Genomic DNA, 18805 nt, shown 5'->3' on the forward strand with positions numbered 1-18805 from the left:
AATGGCACGTCTCTACACCGATGAGCAATTCCCCCGAATTGTCGTCAAACTACTACGTGAGCTAGGGCATGATATTTTGACCGTCCAAGAAGCAGGAAAAGCTAACCAAAGAATCCCTGATGAAGAAGTATTAGCCTTTGCGATAAGTAACAACCGCACCGTATTAACGATTAATCGCAGTGACTTCATTCGACTGCATAAACTACAACCTATCCATGCAGGGATAATCGTTTGTACAGAAGACATCAACAGACAAAGACAAGCCACCCAAATTCATGAGGCAATTATCAATACAGTAGATCTAACCAACCAACTAATTCGCATAAATCGCCCTAGCAAATAAAGCTTTCTTCACCAGTTAAGATATTTGGCAAGAGATAAGGATAATGCAGGAACAGGCGATCGCTTTTACTACCTGCGAGACTTACCATAAAAATTTGAACATCCCCCGATGTCGAGTTAGTTATAATACAGAGAGCATAGATTAGGTTCAGCCAATGATTACGGCAATTAAGCAAATTGGAACTGTCGGTAAAGAAGGCAAGATTGAACTTTATACGCCAGAGTTGATTGAGGGTAAGCAGGTTGAGGTAATTCTATTAGTTAATAATCAGGATGAAACTGAGTACTTACTATCGAATGAGAAAAATCGTAAAAGATTGCTCTATACCTAAGACCAATCTTCAATTGATAAGTTTGGAATTTGTCCAAAATCTTTTGCATTGCGTGTTATTACAGTGGCGTTGAGAGATAACGCGATCGCGGCAATCCTTAAATCTCTCGTACCTAAACGCCTAAATTGGTGGCGTAAAATCTCAAACTGATTATAAGCGTTAGTATCAAAACTAAGTCGCTGTATAGTTTGGAAGAAGTCCAAAGATTTCTCGAATTCTGAATAGGCTAAAAGTAGTCTTGATGACTGGTTAGCTTGGCTATATTTATTAATTTCACTAAGCCATCCTTGACAAATCTCTTCAGCCGTTATGACTGAGATAGCAAGGTCATCTGGTTCAGTTTGAAATATGCGATCGCAAACTAGAGTATTTCCTTTGAGAAATAAAGAAGCATGATCGGTATCGAGTATCAATAGACTCAAGCGATTTTTTCCTCTTGAATTGCTGCCTGAGAATCCAGTTCACGGCGATGAGATTCAATATTGGTTAGTACAGAGTCAAATAGCTGACTATTCTTATAAATTCCTGCAAATTTTTGCCAAGGATGTTCTCGTTTAGGAATTTCTAGTTCTAGAGATACGACTTCATTCTCTGATAAGTTTGCAGTAATTAATCGATCTAATTCAGAAATAGCTGATTTGCGATCGCTGCAAGTAACGCTATATTCAGGTAGCCCTAATACTCTAGCGCTGACTCTGCCATCTTTTTCATTTTTGACTAAGACGTTAATAGAGAGCTTAGTTTGTCCATTAATCAGTTTGGCGTTCATAAAATTTACCTTTGGCGATCGCATATGACGATCTTTATTCTACGTAACATCAGTTAATAAAAAACTGTTTCCTTATTTTACTCCTAGCCCCTACGTGGAAGGGATTCTTATTTTGCTTGGTTGCGCGATGCAATTACCAAATACAGGCGTAGGATCTAAGCCTGTAATCAAACGGAAATGCGTTGGAGAAATATGTGGGGCGATTGGCTTATTTTCCCAATCTTTTAAAAGCTCATGCGATCGCTCTAGAAAAACAACACCACGAATCAGAGGTGTAACTCGCCAACTTTCGATTAAAACTTCAACAAGCGCTAGTTCGATTTGTGGAGGTGTGTAGGCTTGTAATAAATCTTCCAAATATTCATCAAAATCTTCATCGTCATTGCCATCTAACTGATAGCTATCGACGATGTACTTTACTCTTTGGCGACTAATCTCTTCCCATACTTCCATAACTCCCTCGGCTTTTAGGCGAAAGTAAAAAGGTGAAAGGCAAAAGTAAAAACTCTGGCATAAGAACCTTTGTTAAATAATACATTATTATGATAATTAAATAATAGTTAACATAAACACAGAATAGAGATTCTCACACCCTGCAATGATCCCTCGGAAATTACGATTAATCAATTTCTTGAGCTATCAACAATTAGCCTTAGATTTTAGTGGGCTGCATGTTGCTTGCATTTGTGGCGCGAATGGGGCGGGGAAATCATCATTATTAGAAGCGATTTCTTGGGCGATTTGGGGTGTAAGCCGCGTGGTAAGCCAAGATGATGTGATTCATGTTGGTTCTAAAGAAGCTCAAGTGGACTTTACATTTATCGCTGGTGGTGAAGTCTATCGGGTAATCAGAACAAGATCTCGTAATAGTTCAACCTCTTTAGAATTTCAGGTACAGAGTGAAGGCAAATTTAAATCCCTCACCGAGCGTAAGGTGCAATCGACGCAGCAGACAATCATTTCGCATCTAAAAATGGATTACGAGACCTTCGTTAATTCCGCATATTTGCGTCAAGGTCGTGCTGATGAATTTATGCTGAAGCGTCCTAGCGATCGCAAACAGATTTTAGCGGATATGCTAGCTTTGTCGCAGTATGACGAGCTTGCCGAACGCGCCAAAGACATTGCGCGAACTAGCAAAGGTGAGTCAGTAGTTTTAGAGAATATGTTGGTACATCTGCGAGAGCAAATTCAAGCAGGAGAGGCGATCGCACCGCAGTTAGAAATTTTGCGATCGCAGCTAACGGACTTGCAAGCATGGGAATCTCGCGATCGTCACCAATTGCAAATTGTAGAAGAATTGCAAAAAAAATATCAAAATGTGACCCAGCAGCTAACTTGGCAACAACAACAGCAAGCTTCACTCACCGCTAATTTGTCGCAATCATCACGACAATTAGCCATTCAGCAAAAGCAATTACAGCAATTAGAATCATGTTTGACAAAGCGATCGCAGATTTTGCAAGATTATGGGCGCTATCAATTACTATCAACTCAAGAATCAGAGCTAGAGCGTAAGTTTCAAAAGTATCAACAACTTAGTGAGCGACGGGGAGAATTTAGTCATAAGCTTGCGAGTCTGCAAAGTGAACTCAGGGGGCAATTAAGACATTATCAAGCGCAATTAGAGTCTCTAGTACAGCAGGAAAGTGACTTAAAAGGGATTCTGAGCCGTACTGGAGAAATCGAAGCTGCGATCGCTGAATTACACAAAGCAAGGGCAGTCTTACAAGAATTTGATCGCCTCCACGCTCAATCCACACCGCTAATTCATCGTCATCAAGTTCTCAAGCATCAACTGGAAAGAGAGCAGACCAAACTTGCTGCAAAACTAGAGGAATTAGTTGCTAAACGTGAACAGTTATATTTACAAGTCAAGAATCACGATCAATTGTTGATTAATGCTAAAGAGCTAGATCGGCAAATTGTTTTATTACAAAATAAACAAGTTTACCAACAACGAGTTCATGAAAAGGGCTTAGAGCGTCGTGATTTTTTGGAACGTTTAAAAACAAGATTGGCAGATAGTGAAGCTGCGTTTCATAAATTAGAATCAAAAATGCGTCAGTTAACTGTGCCGAATGCACCTTGTCCTCTATGCGATCGCCCTCTAGATGAAGCGCACTGGCAACTGGTGCAGAAAAAGCATAAACAGGAATCTCGCGATTTGCAAGCTGACATTTGGGTGGTGAAGGAACAGCAAGCGGCTTCTAATTGTGAAATTGAAGTTTTGAGAGAAGAATATCGTAATTTAAAAAAGGAACTAGCGCCACTTAATGATTTGATTCAGCGCAAAGGAACTTTGCAGGAAAGACTAAAGGCGATCGCTGAGGCTAAACAAAGGCTAGCGCTAATTGATGCGGAAATTGTGGATTTAGGCGATCGCCTCCAGACGCAAAACTATAGTCGAGAAGCATGGGAGGAGATGGAACTCATCGATAAAAATATTTATAAATTTGCTTACGACGAAAAAAATCATGCGCTTGCCCGTGGCGATGTTGAACGTTGGCGTTGGGCAGAAATCAAGCAAACAGAATTAAAAAATGCTCAGCGTCAAGCCGATAATTTATCTCAAAAAATTCCTGATCTACAAACCAAAATCAACCAATTACAAGATCGCCTTACAAAAAATCTCATTGATTTAGAAGTACAGCATGAACTTGAACAATGCGATCGCACTCTGACGCAGTTAGCCTATGAACCTGATCGGCATCAACAACTCCGCGCTCAAAAACAAGAACTCACATCGGCGCTCTTGCGTTATCAAGAACTCACCCGCGCCGAGCAGGAATATCCTGAACTTCAGCAACAGGTAAACCATTTACAACAAACTCAAAACGTTAATCAACAAGAATTACAAAATATCACTGCTCAAATTTCTCAATTACAGTCACAGGTCAAAACCTTACATGGCGATCATGCAATGGAAATTCAATCTTTGCGACAAAATCTGCAAAACTGGCGATCGCAAATGGATGCTCTCCTCGCTCAAATTGGCAGCCTTCAGCAACAACAACAACAACTAGAGCAAAGTCGCCAACGCGAACAAGAAACGCTCTCTCAAATCGAAGTAGCCCGTCAACGCCAACGCATCCACACGGAACTCTATCAAGCCTTTGGTAAAAATGGTATTCAAGCTTTAATGCTAGAAAATGTACTTCCGCAAATCGAAGTAGAAGCTAATCAAATCCTCGCTCAACTTAGCGATCGCCAATTAAATGTGAGATTTATCACCCAAAAATCTGGTAAAAAAAGCGATCGCATTATCGAAACCCTTGACATTGAAATTGCTGATACCAAAGGCACTAGACCCTATGAGACATATTCTGGCGGTGAGGCTTTTCGGATTAATTTTGCCGTGCGTCTAGCTTTATCTCGCGTGCTTGCCCAGCGCAAAGGTAGCACTTTGCAAACCCTCATTATTGATGAAGGCTTCGGTAGTCAAGATCAGTTAGGTTGCGATCGCCTTGTCAGTGCGATTAATGCGATCGCGCCAGATTTTGAGTGCATCTTGGTAATTACGCATATGCCACAAATGAAGGAAGCCTTTAACACATTGATCGAAGTGTCGAAGGATGAAGAAGGATCAACCGTGCAATTAGTGGGTTAGTTAGAGCGCTTTGCTCTCAAACCCAAAATTCAAAAAAGTGTTGCTTTGCAACACTTTTTTTGAATTTTGGGTTTTTAGAATGCACTAACCCGAACCCATTGCTGGCTCATGGTTTGCTCATAAAGAGCTTCTAAGCAATCAATATTTTTTACCAGCGTATAGCGATCTAAAACCCTTTGCCTTGCCTTAATTCCAATAATCTTTGCCATCTCAGGATGATCGACAAATAGTGGTAAAAGCGTACAAAGTTGAGAAGTAACCTTATGAGAATCAAGAATAATCCCTGCTCCATTCTCAATTACTTCCCCATCAGCACCCACATCCGTCGCGATACAAGCAACACCACAGGACATCGCCTCTAATAACGATAGAGACAAACCTTCCACTAGCGAAGGTAAAATAAACACATCAGTACCGCGCAAAATCTCAATACGCCTTTGCTCATCAGCTATATATCCCATCCAGATAATGCTGGGATCGTTACCATAAAAAGTCTTTAAACCTGCCAATAATGGGCCAGTCCCGACGATCGCAAGTTTGCATCCTTTAGGCATTCGACATTTGCGCCATGCCCTAAGCAAAGCTTCAACATTTTTCTCGGCAGCTAGACGACCTTGATAGAGAAAAAGCACATCAGCATTGAGTTCAGCCTTAATATTTGAAGCTCCCGGGGAATAGCGATCGCTATCGACTCCATTCGGAATAACGGCAATTCTAGTATTAGGAACTCCTAATTTATTCAGAAGTTCTTTTTGAATATTAGAAAAGATAATAACTTGATTGTAGTCAGCTAACGATGGTGCGTAAATTTGATAGGTGAGTTGCTGTGTACTAGAGGCAAGATTACGCCGTTTAAGATCAAAAGGTTGATGAAATGTAGCTACGAGAGGCAAATCGAGTTCGGCACAAATTTCTGGCAATCGAAAATCGAGAGGAGATATGGCAAGGGATGCATGAATAATATCGGGCTTTAGCGATCGCAAAGAATCAACGAGAATCTTATTCGCCCTTAGAGAAGGAACTGTGTAAATGGTGGACTTGTAAAAAAATGGTAAAGCGACATCTTGAGTCTCTTGAGCATGTTCTTCTAGCTCTTCGTGCTCTGAATCACTCTCTGGGGCAAAATGCATAAAGCTGACACGATGTCCGCGATCGAGTAACGCATTTGTAATTTCGCGACTATAGGTCACGTTGCCACAAGCAGGCGATTTTTTACCTAACCATGCAATATGCATGAACTACACCACATTATTACCAAAGGTATAATACCAAAACTAGAGGCAGCAAGAAGTGTCAAGGCCATCTTTATCAGCAATTCTCATTATGAAACCGATTGTGGTGATTCCAGCGCCAAAGTATCGAGAATCATCAAGATCGGTTTTTTGAAAGCCAGCTGTCGGCTGGCTTTCAAAAAACCGATCTTGATAATGAGAATTAATACGTGCTTTTGGAGCTAAAAAGAATAGCTAGCACTACGTGCTAGCTATTCTTTTTTATTTTATGGGTTGCCCGGGATTTGAACCCGGAACAAATCGGTTAAAAGCCGAGTACTCTACCATTGAGTTAGCAACCCTTTTTGTTGCAGAGTGTAAACTTTTGTTTGCAAAATGCAAACCTTTCGTTTACGCGCTTGACTAGTCTAACATGCTTTTAGCAAATTACACCAGTCAAACTAAATGGTCTTACCTCAGTAATTCTTATAGAAAGAGTTTGACCAATTAGCTCAGCTAATGGTTTGCCCGTGTTGTTCTCGGTGAAAGCAATCCGATTTGTGCGGGTACGTCCCATGATCTGTAAAGGATTTTTGTGATTTGTACCTTCGATCATGATCTCTTCAGTGCGTCCTGCATAACGGTTAGAACGCTCAGCAGCATTTTGATTTACAGCATGGTTAAGACGCTGAAGGCGATCGCTTTTGATCTCTTCACTTAGCTGATTTTCCCAAACCGCCGCAGGTGTACCTGGGCGGGGAGAATAAGCCGCTGTATTAACCAAATCAAAGCCAATGTCATTGACTAGCTGCACTGTGCGCTCAAATTGCTCCTCGGTTTCCCCAGGGAAAGCAACGATCGCATCGGCAGTAATCGCCGCATCGGGCATAATCTCGCGAATGTCATCAATAATGCGACGGTAGCGCTCATGGGTGTAGCCCCGTGCCATCGCCTTGAGAATGTCGTTATCGCCCGACTGAAAAGGAATATGGAAATGTTCGCAAACCTTTGGTAGTTCATAGCAAGCTTTGATCAATCGTGAACTAAAGTAGCGAGGGTGACTGGTGGCATAACGAATGCGATCGATCCCTTCGATGTCATGGACGTAATAAAGCAAATCAGTAAATGTGATTTTGCCGCCGATACCTGCACCAATGCCACCTGCGGGGAGGTCGCGCCCATAGGCATCGATGTTTTGACCGAGTAGGGTAATTTCTTTGTAGCCCTGCGCCGCAAGATTTTCAATTTCTTTACGGATGGATTCAGGCGATCGCGATTGTTCTCTACCTCTTACCGCAGGCACGATGCAATAAGTACAGTTTTCGTTGCATCCATAAATAATATTCACCCAAGCGGAAACAGCACTATTACGGCGTGGTGTGGTGATGTCTTCTTCGATAGAGGCTTCATCGGTGGCGACAACTTGGTTGCCATTAAATACTTGCCCCAACAGATCGCCAAGACGATTAACATGCTGTGGTCCCATGACTAGATCGAGTTCAGGAACGCGCCGCATTAGGGCTTCGCCTTCTTGCTGGGCGACACAACCCGCAACGACGAGGGTTAATTTCGGATTTTCACGTTTGCGCTTGGCTTGTCTGCCTAAGTACGAATAAACTTTTTGCTCGGCATTGTCACGAATGCTGCAAGTGTTATACAAAATCAAGTCGGCTTCTTCGGTCTCTTCGGTTGACTGGTAGCCCATGTTTTCTAATACGCCTGCCATGCGCTCAGAATCCGCTTTGTTCATTTGGCAGCCGAAGGTGATGATGTGATATTTCTGAGCAGTCATGAAAGTGTTTAACCAAGCCGAAATTATTGCTTTCCTATTCTAATATCTTTCAGCATGGATTGTAAGGAACATTTCTAATCGATCTGTGATTTTACCTTCCATCTCAGGTTCGCGACGGATAGGGCTTTAAAGGCTCGTTTGAAAGAAGAACTAAAACCAAGCGTTCTCATCTTTTTAATTCTGCCATGACATCAACTACTGTGCCTCGGAACATTTTGCCCTCAGAATATTCTTCATCCGCTCTCTTAATGTTAAAAGCGATCGCATCTCTGCGTTTTTCTTTAAGCCGATGACCAATCAAGTCGATTAGAGTAATCTGCTCATCATCAGACATTTCTTCGATAAATTCAAGGATCGTATCAAAGCTAAAGGATCGTATCAAAGCTATAGGTTTTCATTTTACTAAGGCTTATTAACTTTTATACATATTGATAAGTTTAACATTGTGCTAAATATTCGCTAAATTTTGAGACGGATTGCGATCGCTATTCAAAATTCTAAGGTTCTAGACTATACTTAAGCTATACGATTACTGCAAGAATAATCACCAAAAGCTATGCTGGTTAAGGTACAGAAATGGGGGAATAGTTAGGGAATTAAACTCAGTAAAGAAGTTTTAGCTGAGGCAAATATTTTGGTTTGTGATGAGCTAGAGCTTTCCTCTACAAAAGATCCTCTCGTCATCAAAGTCAAAATGGGAAAGTTAGAGCAAGCTTTGTTCTGATAGACTTAATAGAAATATAAAAGTAAAATTTCCAGTAAAATCATGGTCAGGGGTTCTAAATCAGTTGTTTTTATTGAAAGAAGCCCAAGTGATCCTGATAAAGGCTGGGGATGGGTTGAAGTTGAACTTGGAGATATAAGGCGATTTAAGATTGATACAAAAAGACCTTCGTCTCGGTATATAACAAAACGCAAATTAAGGTATGACTTTGAGACGAATTCTATTCAGGAATATGATGAGCCTTATGTTGTAAGCCCCCCATCTAGAGGCAAAGCAGGTGGAAAGAAATTCACACTTAATATAAATGGTGAGCTTCTTACAATAAACGCTCAAAAGTTTCTTACAATCGAAGCTATATGTGCTTGGGTAAAAACTTGGGCTGACCCAAAAACTAAGATTGTTACTTCGGGAAGTAGAGCGCATTCTTTGGATGGTGATAAGTTAGCTCATCAAGCTCATTTTGTTTACTTTATCTTTAATCAAGATAGTAATGCAATTAAAATTGGTAGAGCAAAAAATATACAAAAAAGAATGCAATCTCTTCAAACGTCAAGTCCATCCCAATTGAAACTAATTAAGTTTCTGCAAGTTGAAGGAGCCAAAGAAGCTCAGGAATTAGAACAGTCACTACATAAACAATTTTGGGGGATCAGACTGGCTGGCGAGTGGTTTAAAGCTGAAGTTCATCTTCTTGAATATATTAGCCAACTGTAATACGGGCATCTAGTAAAACAGTAGGTTAAGGTTGAATATTTTTATCTAAGGATTAGGCAAGAAAAATAGTTGTTTTTGTTGATGAGGGATGTGAAGCGATCGCGCACTATGCATCGATAATTCAATCATATAGTTATTGCGATAGTTTACAATGTTATTGCTTCTCTTATTCATGATATTAACCCATGCAGTCGGGGCAATCAGAATCCACTCAAACTATCACAATTTATAAAGCTCCACAAAAAGGTAAAGGGCAAAAATTGCTAGAAGAAGGTTTCCAACCTCTTGATTTTCCATACGATCCGCCTTACCTTGATGGAAGCTGCTACTTTGCAGGAAGAAATGATAGAAGCATTGCTGAAGAGTTCAACCAGAGCTATAAAGATGGTATCCTTGAAGTCACTATTGATTGTGAAATCTACGATCAATATTTCAAGCCACTTGAAAATCGGTACGATGAAAAAAGCAACGGTGAAAGAATTGAAGTAGTCATTCCTCAGAATTTATTTCCTATCCTTAATCAATTTCCAAGAGTTTTAAAACCGAGGTAAAAAGTATGGAGTGCATAAGTTGGGAACAAATCAAATCTAAGTACAAGTTAGGTGAGTTTGTGCAAGGAAAAGTGGAGTTTCATGCGCCATTTGGAATTTTTGTAAAAATTGATGAATCTTCAGTTAAAGGCTTAATTAAAATTCCAGACTTTTTGGATGAAGGTGCGATGAGTCCAGAAATGTACCCTGAAATTGGTACGACAATAGGAGCAATAGTTGTTGGATATAACGAAAGTAATTGTCGCGAGATATATTTAAATGCTAAACCTAGTGTTCTACACAAAGCACTCGTACCCTTGAGAATTCCTGCTTTAACGAGTTAGATCTATATTGTTGTTTTTTGATGAGGGGTGTGAAGCGATCGCATTACATCGACCTGATATTTTGTGAGACTGAATGCGAATGATGCGATCGCAAATCATCAATGATTATTCGGATTGCATTAGACAAAAAATTATTTAGAAGTAATTTGACAAAAAAAAGTTGACTTTAGAGATAAGTGTTGTAAAGTGACTTTCGATCCACTAGCATGGATAAATATTATTTAATCGTGACAAGCCAGAAATGATTTCACCTTTGGTGAAGTTACCTATAAGAGAACTATTTAGAGGTTATTGAAGGAGTTCCATCTAATGTCAATACATATAAGCTGTCAGTGTGGAGAATCTTACGACTTAAAAGATGAATATGCAGGAAGAACACTTAAATGTTCCAAATGTGGCGCAAGTCTTCAGGTTGGCAGTGAGCAAGGTATTCGCGAAAACAAGTATTCATCTGATTTGGCTTTTAACCGAGACAAGTTTCTTCTTCGCCAAAAACTCTTGGCTATTTCTGAAAAGTATGATGTTTGCGACGAGCAAGCAAAGCCTATTCTCTATGTCGAGCGCCCTGCCCATCTACTGAGAAACTTGGGGGCATCCCTAGCAGGGATAATTGCTGGAATTGCTTTTGTCATCTTTATTGCCATGATTTTTCGTGCTGTACCTGAACAGCTAAAGGGTTTTCTCATAGTGTTTGCAATATTTGGATGGCTAGCAGTGACATTTGTCGTTAGCATCTTGCTTTATAAAAAGCGAAATGTCACTATTTATCGCGATAAAAGTAAGCAAGATCCAATTTTGAAAATTTTACAAGATAAGAAGGTGGAAATCCTCACAGCAACTTTTACATTGAGAGATACTAACGGTGACTTAGCAAGATTTCGCAAGAACTATTTATATGACATCTTTCGTAAACGCTGGAACTGTTATGCCCCCGATGGTTCTCTAATCTGCGTTGCAAAGGAAGACTCACTTATTTTGTCACTGCTTCGACGGTTTTTAGGTACATTTTTTGGTCTACTCCGAACTAACTTCATCATCGTTCAAGGCAATAGCGATCGGGTTATTGGTGAATTCAATCGTAATTTTACGATCCTAGATCGTTATGTGCTAGATATGAGTGCTGACCAGCAACACATTCTAGATCGAAGAATTGCGATCGCGATAGGCATTATTCTCGATACTGGCGAACGGCGATAATAATTTGCAAATGAAACCCCATGACAACGGAACCAAATCCATCTCCAGATCCCAACTTTAATGAGGAGTTTCCTTCTGAAGAAGAACCTCTTTTAATTACCGATGAAATGTTAACCGATCATCCCGAAAGAGGCAGAGCTGACTTTGAAAGTGGAATGTCTAGCTTCCCACCATTAACTCTAATATTAATCGCCTTAAATATTGCAGTATTTGTGTGGCAAATTAATACTGGTTCACTGTTGAGCAAGGATGCAATCATTGCATCTGGAGCATTAGAAAGATCGCATTTATTTCGAGGTGAATTGTGGCGGCTATTCAGTCCAATGTTTCTACATGGAAGTTTAGACCATTTGATTGGTAACTGTTTTGCTCTGTATGTATTGGGAATTGCCTGTGAACATGCGCTTAGATTCAGACAGTTTGGAATTGTCTACTTTTTCAGTGGCTTTTGTGGTTCTTTACTTAGTGTGATGGTTCAGCCAGGACCATCTGTGGGTGCATCTGGAGCGATCTTTGGACTAATGGCATTCATCGTTGTATTTTTGTATAAGTATCAAAAATCTTTTTTTATTAGAGATCGTCGAATTGGTTTTGTTATAGCAGCTTGGGGACTTTTTACAATTGTCTTTGGATTTCTCACTCCATATATTGATAATTTTGCTCACATTGGTGGAGCAATCGGTGGGGCGATTGCGATTCTATTTCAAAAACCTTTTCTGTTAAGTAAAGTACATCGCCCTTAAAAAAATTTGATATACTTGTTTTCGGCTAAAAATCAGGAAAACAAAAAATGCTATCTAAGTGAATGATCGCACGATTGTCATGCATCAATGAATCACTAGGAGATCTATTTGTTGTAGGACTGGATGCGAATAGCGCGATCGCAAAGCATCAGAAATTCAGCTAAAAATTATTCTTGAATCGCGTCAACCAGTTTAATCAACATCACTTATTTTGAATCAAAGGCTTACTAAGCAAGCTTTTAACAAAATAAAGTAGTATGGATATATTATGGCGCGATCGCAATTTCAAAACCTCAAAAACTATCTCCGTCCTTACTGGAGTGACTTAGCCGTGGGCACAATTGCCCTACTAGCGGCAAACTGTCTTGGTACATATATCCCTTGGCTGATTAGATCCGCAGTTGACGATCTTAACAAGATTACATCTGGCGATCTCCATACATTAATGCAATATGTGTGGATGATTATCGGCTTGTCGTCGCTGATGTGGATCATCCGTATGGCATCCCGTGTCTGGATTTTTGGGATCGGGCGCAAAATTGAGTATAGCCTCAAGCAACAAATTTTTGAGCATTTACTCAAATTGCCACCAAGCTATTTTGCCAACAATTCCGCAGGCGAAACGATTAGCATCGTTACTAGCGATGTGGAAAATATCCGCCGCTTGATGGGATTTGCACTGCTCAGCATTATCAATTCAGTATTTGTATATAGCCTGACACTGCCCGCAATGGTAGCGATCGATCCGATACTGACTTTGCTATCGGTCTCTGTTTATCCGATCATGTTGTTGATTGTGCAGAGATTTAGCGGCCAATTGCGTGATGAACAGTTAGAAGTTCAAGAAGAACTATCAAATGTAAGTTCGCTCTTGCAAGAAGACCTCAATGGCATGGCACTGATCAAAACCTATGCTCAGGAGGACAATGAGCGGGGAGCTTTTGGGAAATTAAACGATCGCTTACTTGATGCCAATCTAAGAATGGCGCGTAGCCGTAATATTTTATTTCCACTATTGGGCGGAATTGCCAGTATTAGCTTTTTAGTATTAATTTGGTTTGGTGGTGAAAAGTTAGCCAATCCAGCGAATACGACCTTTAAAATTGGCGATTTGCTGACACTGATTATTTATGTGGAACGATTAATTTTCCCAACTGCGATTTTAGGATTTGTGATGGTCACTTATCAACGCGGGCTAGTCAGTATTGGGCGGATTCAAGGCATTCTCGATATGCCCCCAGCGATTGTTGACAGCGTCGATGCGATCGCACTCTCCAAAGATCAAGTTACAGGCAAAATCGAAGCACGCGATCTCACATTCACCTATGACGGCTCTAGTCAACCTGCCCTCAATCACGTTAGTTTTACAATTTATCCATCAGAAACAGTTGCGATTTTAGGAACAGTTGGTTCTGGCAAATCTACTTTTGCTAGTGCCTTAATGCGTTTAGTTGATGTTCCATCAGATCAAATTTTTATTGATGGTGTAGATATTACTAAAATGCGGATCGCAGACTTGCGCGAGATTATCTCTTTCGTCCCGCAGGATAGTTTCTTATTCAGTGCGACGATGCGTGACAACATTCGCTACGGTAAGCCCCAAGCTTACGATCATGAAGTGGAAAACTTTGCCAATCAAGCTCGTATTGAACAAGAGATTCTTAAGTTTCCAAAGCAATATGACACGCTAGTCGGTGAGCGGGGAATTACTCTGTCAGGTGGACAAAGACAGCGTACAGCCCTAGCTAGAGCCTTACTCGTTGACACACCGATTTTGGTGTTAGATGATGCGCTCTCAAGTGTGGACAATCAAACTGCTACAGGAATTTTGGGGAATCTTCCTCGGAATAAGACCGTGTTATTTATTACCCATAATCTATCTGCTGCATCAACTTGCGATCGCATTATTCTTATGGATGCAGGTAAAATCGTCCAAGTTGGTACTCATGCTGAGTTACTCGCTGAGTCTCAGCTTTATCAAAAGCTCTGGAATCAGCACAAACTTGAAGTTGCGATCAAATAAGGTTTTGTAGTGCGGCTTCGCCGCACTACAAAACCTTATGTTGTTTGGAAAATTGCTTCGATCGCAGCAACATCAAGAGGACGGAATAGAAAGAACCCCTGACCATCGCCTTCTTCACTAAGTAAATCTTGCAAATAATTCAACTGGGCTAAGTTTTCAATCCCTTCTGCGACAATATGAGCCTTGACACTATGCGCCAAGGATATAATAGCCTGAAGGATTTCCATTCCATTTGAATTTTTATGAATATTGTTGACAAACGATCGATCTATTTTTAAACCATCGAAAGGAAACTCATGTAAATAGGCAAGCGATGAATAGCCTGTGCCGAAGTCATCAATATAAATCTTAATCCCTGCTTGCCGCATCTGATTGAGGATGCTTATTGCAAAATCAGGATTTTCCATAATAGAGCTTTCAGTTAATTCGATTTTGAGATATTCAGAAGATAGCTGTGTCTCTTGGAGAATGCTAAGACATTTTTCTAGCACATCATTTTGTGTCAATTGTTTGGGGGATAGATTGACGCTAATTGTAATATCTTTAGCCTTAGGAAAACGTTGTTGCCAAGATTTCACCTGTAAGCAAGCATTTCGCATAATCCAATCACCAATTGGAATAATAAGCCCTGTCTCTTCGGCTAGGGGGATAAATTGAATTGGAGATATTAAGCCACGTTCAGGATGTTTCCATCGAATTAAAGCTTCTAATCCTACTATTTCCATATCACTGAGAGATAGAATTGGTTGATAGTAGATCAGAAATTCTTGGTCTTCTTGATTACTAGGAGCAGATTGACAGAGAGCAACAGCTTTGCGGAGATCTTTTTCGAGCTTTAGTCGTTTGAGCACACGTTCTCTCATAGAAGTATCGAAGACCTTATTGCATGAATTACCCAGCTTTTTCGCATAAAACATGGCTGTATCAGCATCTCTGAGGAGAATCTCAGGAGAAATTATCTCAGGAGAATCAGGATTGTCAATGTTATTAATTTGATGAAACTTTATGCCAATATTAGCCTCGACCTTAATCTCATGATCATTGATTGTAAAAGGATCTTGCAATATTGCTTGAATCTGATCGGCTATAGCGATCGCCTCTTGTTGATCGCCTAATTTTTCTAGGAGGATGACAAACTCTGCACCGCCAAAACGAGCAACTGATGCGTTAGAAGGAATAGAATTACTCAAACATTGGCCGACTGCAACTAGGATCAGATTGGCAACTGGATGCCCAAAGGTGTCATTAATAGTTTTAAAGCGATCTAAATTAATCCAAAAAATAGCTATAAGATTTCGGCTGTAGCCTCTTTGAGAGGTTACATCTTGGGGATGAAGCAGGTTTTGCAAACGGGTTTCGATTAGAGTCCGATTGTATAATCCTGTTAAATGATCATGGGTAGATTCGTATTGAAGTTGAGAATCGGCTATCTTCAGCGATCGCTGGATTTGCCAACGTTCTTGTAAAGCGATCGCAAAACCTGTTAACAGAAACATTAAAATTGGTACAGCTATCTCAATTAAGTAGTTAGCTTTAAAAGCGACGAAAGAAATGATCAGCCATAGTCCAGATAGAACAAAAGCACTTATAGTTCCAGTCCATAAATTTTGTCTTGGGAAAATCAAGCCAATAATCAGACTCCCCAATAGAGCAATGCTCCAAACATTGACAGGTTTAGCAACCCCAAAAGAATTTTTTTGCAGTAGATTTTGCAAAACCATTGCATGTAAATGCACTCCACTTGCTGGAGGGTTCCGATCAAGCGGAGTTACTAAATCATCTACGCCTGAAGCTGTTACGCCAACCAAGACAATTTTATTGCGGAATGTTGAAGCAGGAATTTTGCCATCAATGACATCACTAAATGAGATTTGTGGCATATCCTTAACTCTCTTTGTCCAATTAATAGTTAAGGTTTGATCTAGCTCTGGCAATAGAGTATTAGAGGCGCTTATAAAGTCATAGGCTTGTAATACCGACACAGCAAAAGTCGGAATATTTTTGATTTGCAAATCAACTTGACGCACAACTCCATCTGTATCTTCACGCTTAAGAATATGCCCAACTGCCAAACTTACATTATTGATAGGTGCGATCGGCAGTAGTGGTTGTCCAGACTTATCCCAAGCCATTGCTAGAACTACTTTCTGATATCGAGAAATTGCCGCAGCTAATTGCTGATCAGCGAGGCTCGCTTCAGGCCATAAAATATCAAAACCGACAATACTGGCTTCAGTTTGTTCAAGTTTTTGGATAAGCTGGACATATAGATTACGAGTCCACGGGAATCTGCCAATTTCACTGAGGCTCTTATCGTCAATGGCAATAATTATGACGCGCTCATCCCAAGGTCTATCACCCCGCCAGTTCGTAAAACTGTTGTATGCCCAAAATTCGATCGTTTGTAAAAAACCAAGGGAAAGCAGGGGAATTATGATAATTATGGCAAATACTGTAGGTAATGCCCGAAATATCAAACCAACTAAACGCGATCGCCAGCGTTTAGTTGGGTAATTTGTTAACAATTTAGGAAATAATCGAGAAATAAACTCAGAGAATGGGGATCTCATAAACTTGTATCTTTCCCGTAGGAGTTTCCACTGTTACTTTAACTTTTAGGCTTGAAGTTGCAGGAAATTTTAGGGAAAACTCTCCATTGCCATCCAAAGATTGTTCCAATTCATCTACCTTAACGGTATTAAAAGGACTAGTGTAACCCGACATACTTATAGAACGGCTTAAACCTGATACTTGTCTATTAATTATATATCTCAAACTTGCGTCATCTGTAAAACGAATGGGTGTCGAAGGTGGTTCACCGACAACTGTGATGTTTTGAAATCCACCATTGACTATTTCGGTCTGGTTTTGAGCTGTAGTCGCCACACTCCCCTCAATTGTGGTAATCAACATATCTCCATTTGGTTTAACGAATGCAATATACTGCGTACCGCGTACCCCACTGATGCCAGCAGGAGTTTGGATATTAATCTGAGATCCCCGATGGGTAAATTTTCGGATCTGTAGTCTTACTTTACCGCGCGGTACAAATAAATTGGTAATCCGCCCATTATCAGCGGCAATCCGAAAAGAACGAATTTGGATAGTTGTATTTTCGGCAATATAGATCGAGCCTACGGCTGTATCTACGGTCAAAACTGCCGAGCCGTTTGCTCCTGTCGAAATCTCATCACTAGCAATTTGTAAAAGATCACCTACTCTTGCAGGACGATTATCATAGTTGTAGAAATTACGATATGTGACATTTCCTGTCACTTCTTCAACCTTTAACCATTGATCAGTCCGAATCTGAATATCTTTTTGAGCTGCAACTTTTTGATGTTCTTGAGATAATAAAGAAATCCCCGATACATCGATCATAAGCATTAGAAAAGCAAAAAAAATTATGTTTGGATTTACATGCTTTTTAGGAAAAAGTTGAGAAATAAATTCAGAGAATCGGAATCTCATAGATTTGCACTTTCCCCAAAGAAGTTTCCACTGTTATTTTTACTTTTAAATTTGAAGTAGCAGGTAATTGTAGGGAAAACCTTCCGCTACTATCTAAAGACTGTTCCAACCCATCTACCTTAACAGTATTAAAAGGATCAGTGTAACCAGATAAAACAATAGAACGTCCTGAACCTGATGTTTTTTTATTAATTACATAGTTCAAACTTGCATCGTTGCGAATTGGTACTGCATTTGATGGAGGTTTACCAACAACCGTCAAATTCTGAAACCCGCCATTAACTATTTTTGTCTGATTTTGAGCTGATGTTGCCACGCTTCCCTGAAATGTTGTCAGAAGCATATTGCCGTTTGGTTTGACGCGCACAACATACTTTGTCCCCCGTACCCCACTTATGCCCGCAGGAGTCTGAATATTGAGTTGAGATCCACGATTCGTAAATTTACGAATCTGTAGTCTTGCCTTACCACGAGGCACAAACAAATTAGTGATCCGTCCATTATCTGAGGCAACCCGAAAAGAACGGATTTGGATAGTTGTATTTTCTGTCACATAGATTGACCCAACTCCAGTATCAACGCTCAAAACTGCCGAGCTATTCGCGCCTGTAGAAATTTCATCACTGGCGGCTTGTAAGCGATCGCCAACCCTCGCTGGTCGATTCGCATAATTGTATAAATTTCGATATGTGACATTGCCCGACACTTGTTCAACTTTTAGCCATTGGTCAGTCCGAACCTGAAGCGCCCTTTGAGCTTCCATTTTTTGCTGATCTGGGGGTAGGAAAATAGTTCCTGAGACATTAATTAGAAGCCCTAAACAAGTAGTAAAAATCAGATTGAGGCTTTTTCTTTTTTGTAGCATTTCAGATGCATTTTGCAATTTACTAAAAGTTTACTTAGTGTCTCGGAACAATAAAAAACACAGATAAAGTTTACCCAGCTTATATTGATAAGTTTTGTCATTGCATATTTAATTACTTACATTACGCAGAAAGAAGAT

At 40.2% G+C, this 18805-nt stretch carries 18 protein-coding genes and 1 tRNA gene; 9 read left to right on the forward strand and 10 right to left on the reverse strand.

Features of this window, described 5'->3' with window-relative positions; all coding sequences use genetic code 11:
* Position 1: 1 nt before the first annotated feature.
* On the forward strand, positions 2-343 hold the full coding sequence (locus tag CQ839_RS01650; protein WP_103666529.1) for a DUF5615 family PIN-like protein: 342 nt from the start codon (positions 2-4) through the stop codon (positions 341-343).
* A gap of 154 nt (positions 344-497) precedes the next feature.
* Positions 498-674 carry a hypothetical protein gene (locus tag CQ839_RS01655; protein ID WP_219817703.1) on the forward strand — a complete coding sequence of 59 codons (177 nt, stop codon included), beginning with the start codon at positions 498-500 and terminating at the stop codon, positions 672-674.
* Here CQ839_RS01655 and CQ839_RS24720 read toward each other — a convergent pair.
* From CQ839_RS24720 to CQ839_RS01665, 3 genes are all read right to left on the reverse strand, one after another.
* Complete coding sequence (locus CQ839_RS24720; protein WP_146048673.1) at positions 671-1096, reverse strand: type II toxin-antitoxin system VapC family toxin; 426 nt, start codon at positions 1094-1096, stop codon at positions 671-673. The genes CQ839_RS01655 and CQ839_RS24720 overlap by 4 nt on opposite strands.
* Positions 1093-1443: a HicB family protein gene (locus CQ839_RS01660; RefSeq protein WP_103666530.1), complete on the reverse strand. Its 351-nt coding sequence runs from the start codon at positions 1441-1443 to the stop codon at positions 1093-1095. Before CQ839_RS01660 ends, CQ839_RS24720 begins: the two co-directional genes overlap by 4 nt.
* 90 nt (positions 1444-1533) lie before the next feature.
* Positions 1534-1896 (reverse strand): hypothetical protein, encoded by a 363-nt coding sequence (locus CQ839_RS01665; protein WP_103666531.1) that lies wholly within the window; start codon positions 1894-1896, stop codon positions 1534-1536.
* 145 nt (positions 1897-2041) lie between these two features.
* On the opposite strand from CQ839_RS01665, the gene CQ839_RS01670 reads away from it, so the two are divergent.
* Positions 2042-5053 carry an AAA family ATPase gene (locus CQ839_RS01670; protein WP_103666532.1) on the forward strand — a complete coding sequence of 1004 codons (3012 nt, stop codon included), beginning with the start codon at positions 2042-2044 and terminating at the stop codon, positions 5051-5053.
* 74 nt (positions 5054-5127) lie between these two features.
* On the opposite strand, the gene CQ839_RS01675 is transcribed toward CQ839_RS01670, so the two are convergent.
* From CQ839_RS01675 to CQ839_RS24725, 4 genes are all read right to left on the reverse strand, one after another.
* Complete coding sequence (locus CQ839_RS01675; protein WP_103666533.1) at positions 5128-6288, reverse strand: glycosyltransferase family 4 protein; 1161 nt, start codon at positions 6286-6288, stop codon at positions 5128-5130.
* Between the two features lie 266 nt (positions 6289-6554).
* Positions 6555-6626 (reverse strand) — tRNA-Lys (locus CQ839_RS01685).
* A 77-nt stretch (positions 6627-6703) separates the two neighbouring features.
* Positions 6704-8056, reverse strand: a complete 1353-nt coding sequence (gene miaB / locus CQ839_RS01690; RefSeq protein ID WP_103666535.1) for a tRNA (N6-isopentenyl adenosine(37)-C2)-methylthiotransferase MiaB — start codon at positions 8054-8056, stop codon at positions 6704-6706.
* Positions 8057-8222: 166 nt separating this feature from the next.
* Positions 8223-8438: a hypothetical protein gene (locus tag CQ839_RS24725; RefSeq protein ID WP_146048674.1), complete on the reverse strand. Its 216-nt coding sequence runs from the start codon at positions 8436-8438 to the stop codon at positions 8223-8225.
* A gap of 384 nt (positions 8439-8822) precedes the next feature.
* Between CQ839_RS24725 and CQ839_RS01695 the strand changes: the two genes are divergently transcribed.
* From CQ839_RS01695 to CQ839_RS01720, 6 genes are all read left to right on the forward strand, one after another.
* Positions 8823-9494, forward strand: a complete 672-nt coding sequence (locus CQ839_RS01695) for a GIY-YIG nuclease family protein (protein WP_103666536.1) — start codon at positions 8823-8825, stop codon at positions 9492-9494.
* Between the two features lie 185 nt (positions 9495-9679).
* A complete protein-coding gene (locus tag CQ839_RS01700; RefSeq protein WP_103666537.1) occupies positions 9680-10045 on the forward strand; it encodes a hypothetical protein in 366 nt (121 codons plus the stop codon).
* 5 nt (positions 10046-10050) lie between these two features.
* On the forward strand, positions 10051-10368 hold the full coding sequence (locus tag CQ839_RS01705; RefSeq protein WP_103666538.1) for an RNA-binding protein: 318 nt from the start codon (positions 10051-10053) through the stop codon (positions 10366-10368).
* 309 nt (positions 10369-10677) lie between these two features.
* A complete protein-coding gene (locus CQ839_RS01710; protein WP_103666539.1) occupies positions 10678-11565 on the forward strand; it encodes a hypothetical protein in 888 nt (295 codons plus the stop codon).
* A 20-nt stretch (positions 11566-11585) separates the two neighbouring features.
* The gene (locus CQ839_RS01715; RefSeq protein WP_103666540.1) at positions 11586-12308 is read left to right on the forward strand and encodes a rhomboid family intramembrane serine protease; all 723 of its coding nucleotides are present in this window, start codon (positions 11586-11588) and stop codon (positions 12306-12308) included.
* Positions 12309-12576: 268 nt separating this feature from the next.
* The gene (locus CQ839_RS01720) at positions 12577-14331 is read left to right on the forward strand and encodes an ABC transporter ATP-binding protein (RefSeq protein ID WP_103666541.1); all 1755 of its coding nucleotides are present in this window, start codon (positions 12577-12579) and stop codon (positions 14329-14331) included.
* A gap of 35 nt (positions 14332-14366) precedes the next feature.
* Here the strand turns inward: CQ839_RS01720 and CQ839_RS01725 are convergent, their stop codons facing one another.
* The 3 genes from CQ839_RS01725 to CQ839_RS01735 all read right to left on the reverse strand — a co-directional run bounded on the left by CQ839_RS01725 (position 14367) and on the right by CQ839_RS01735 (position 18667).
* A complete protein-coding gene (locus CQ839_RS01725; protein WP_103666542.1) occupies positions 14367-16901 on the reverse strand; it encodes an EAL domain-containing protein in 2535 nt (844 codons plus the stop codon).
* Positions 16882-17718: a FecR domain-containing protein gene (locus tag CQ839_RS01730; RefSeq protein ID WP_181016052.1), complete on the reverse strand. Its 837-nt coding sequence runs from the start codon at positions 17716-17718 to the stop codon at positions 16882-16884. Before CQ839_RS01730 ends, CQ839_RS01725 begins: the two co-directional genes overlap by 20 nt.
* Before the next feature lie 64 nt (positions 17719-17782).
* Entirely contained in the window at positions 17783-18667 is an 885-nt protein-coding gene (locus CQ839_RS01735) for a FecR domain-containing protein (protein WP_103666544.1), read from the reverse strand.
* Positions 18668-18805: the final 138 nt, after the last annotated feature.

Source organism: Pseudanabaena sp. BC1403 (assembly GCF_002914585.1).
Classification (GTDB): domain Bacteria; phylum Cyanobacteriota; class Cyanobacteriia; order Pseudanabaenales; family Pseudanabaenaceae; genus Pseudanabaena.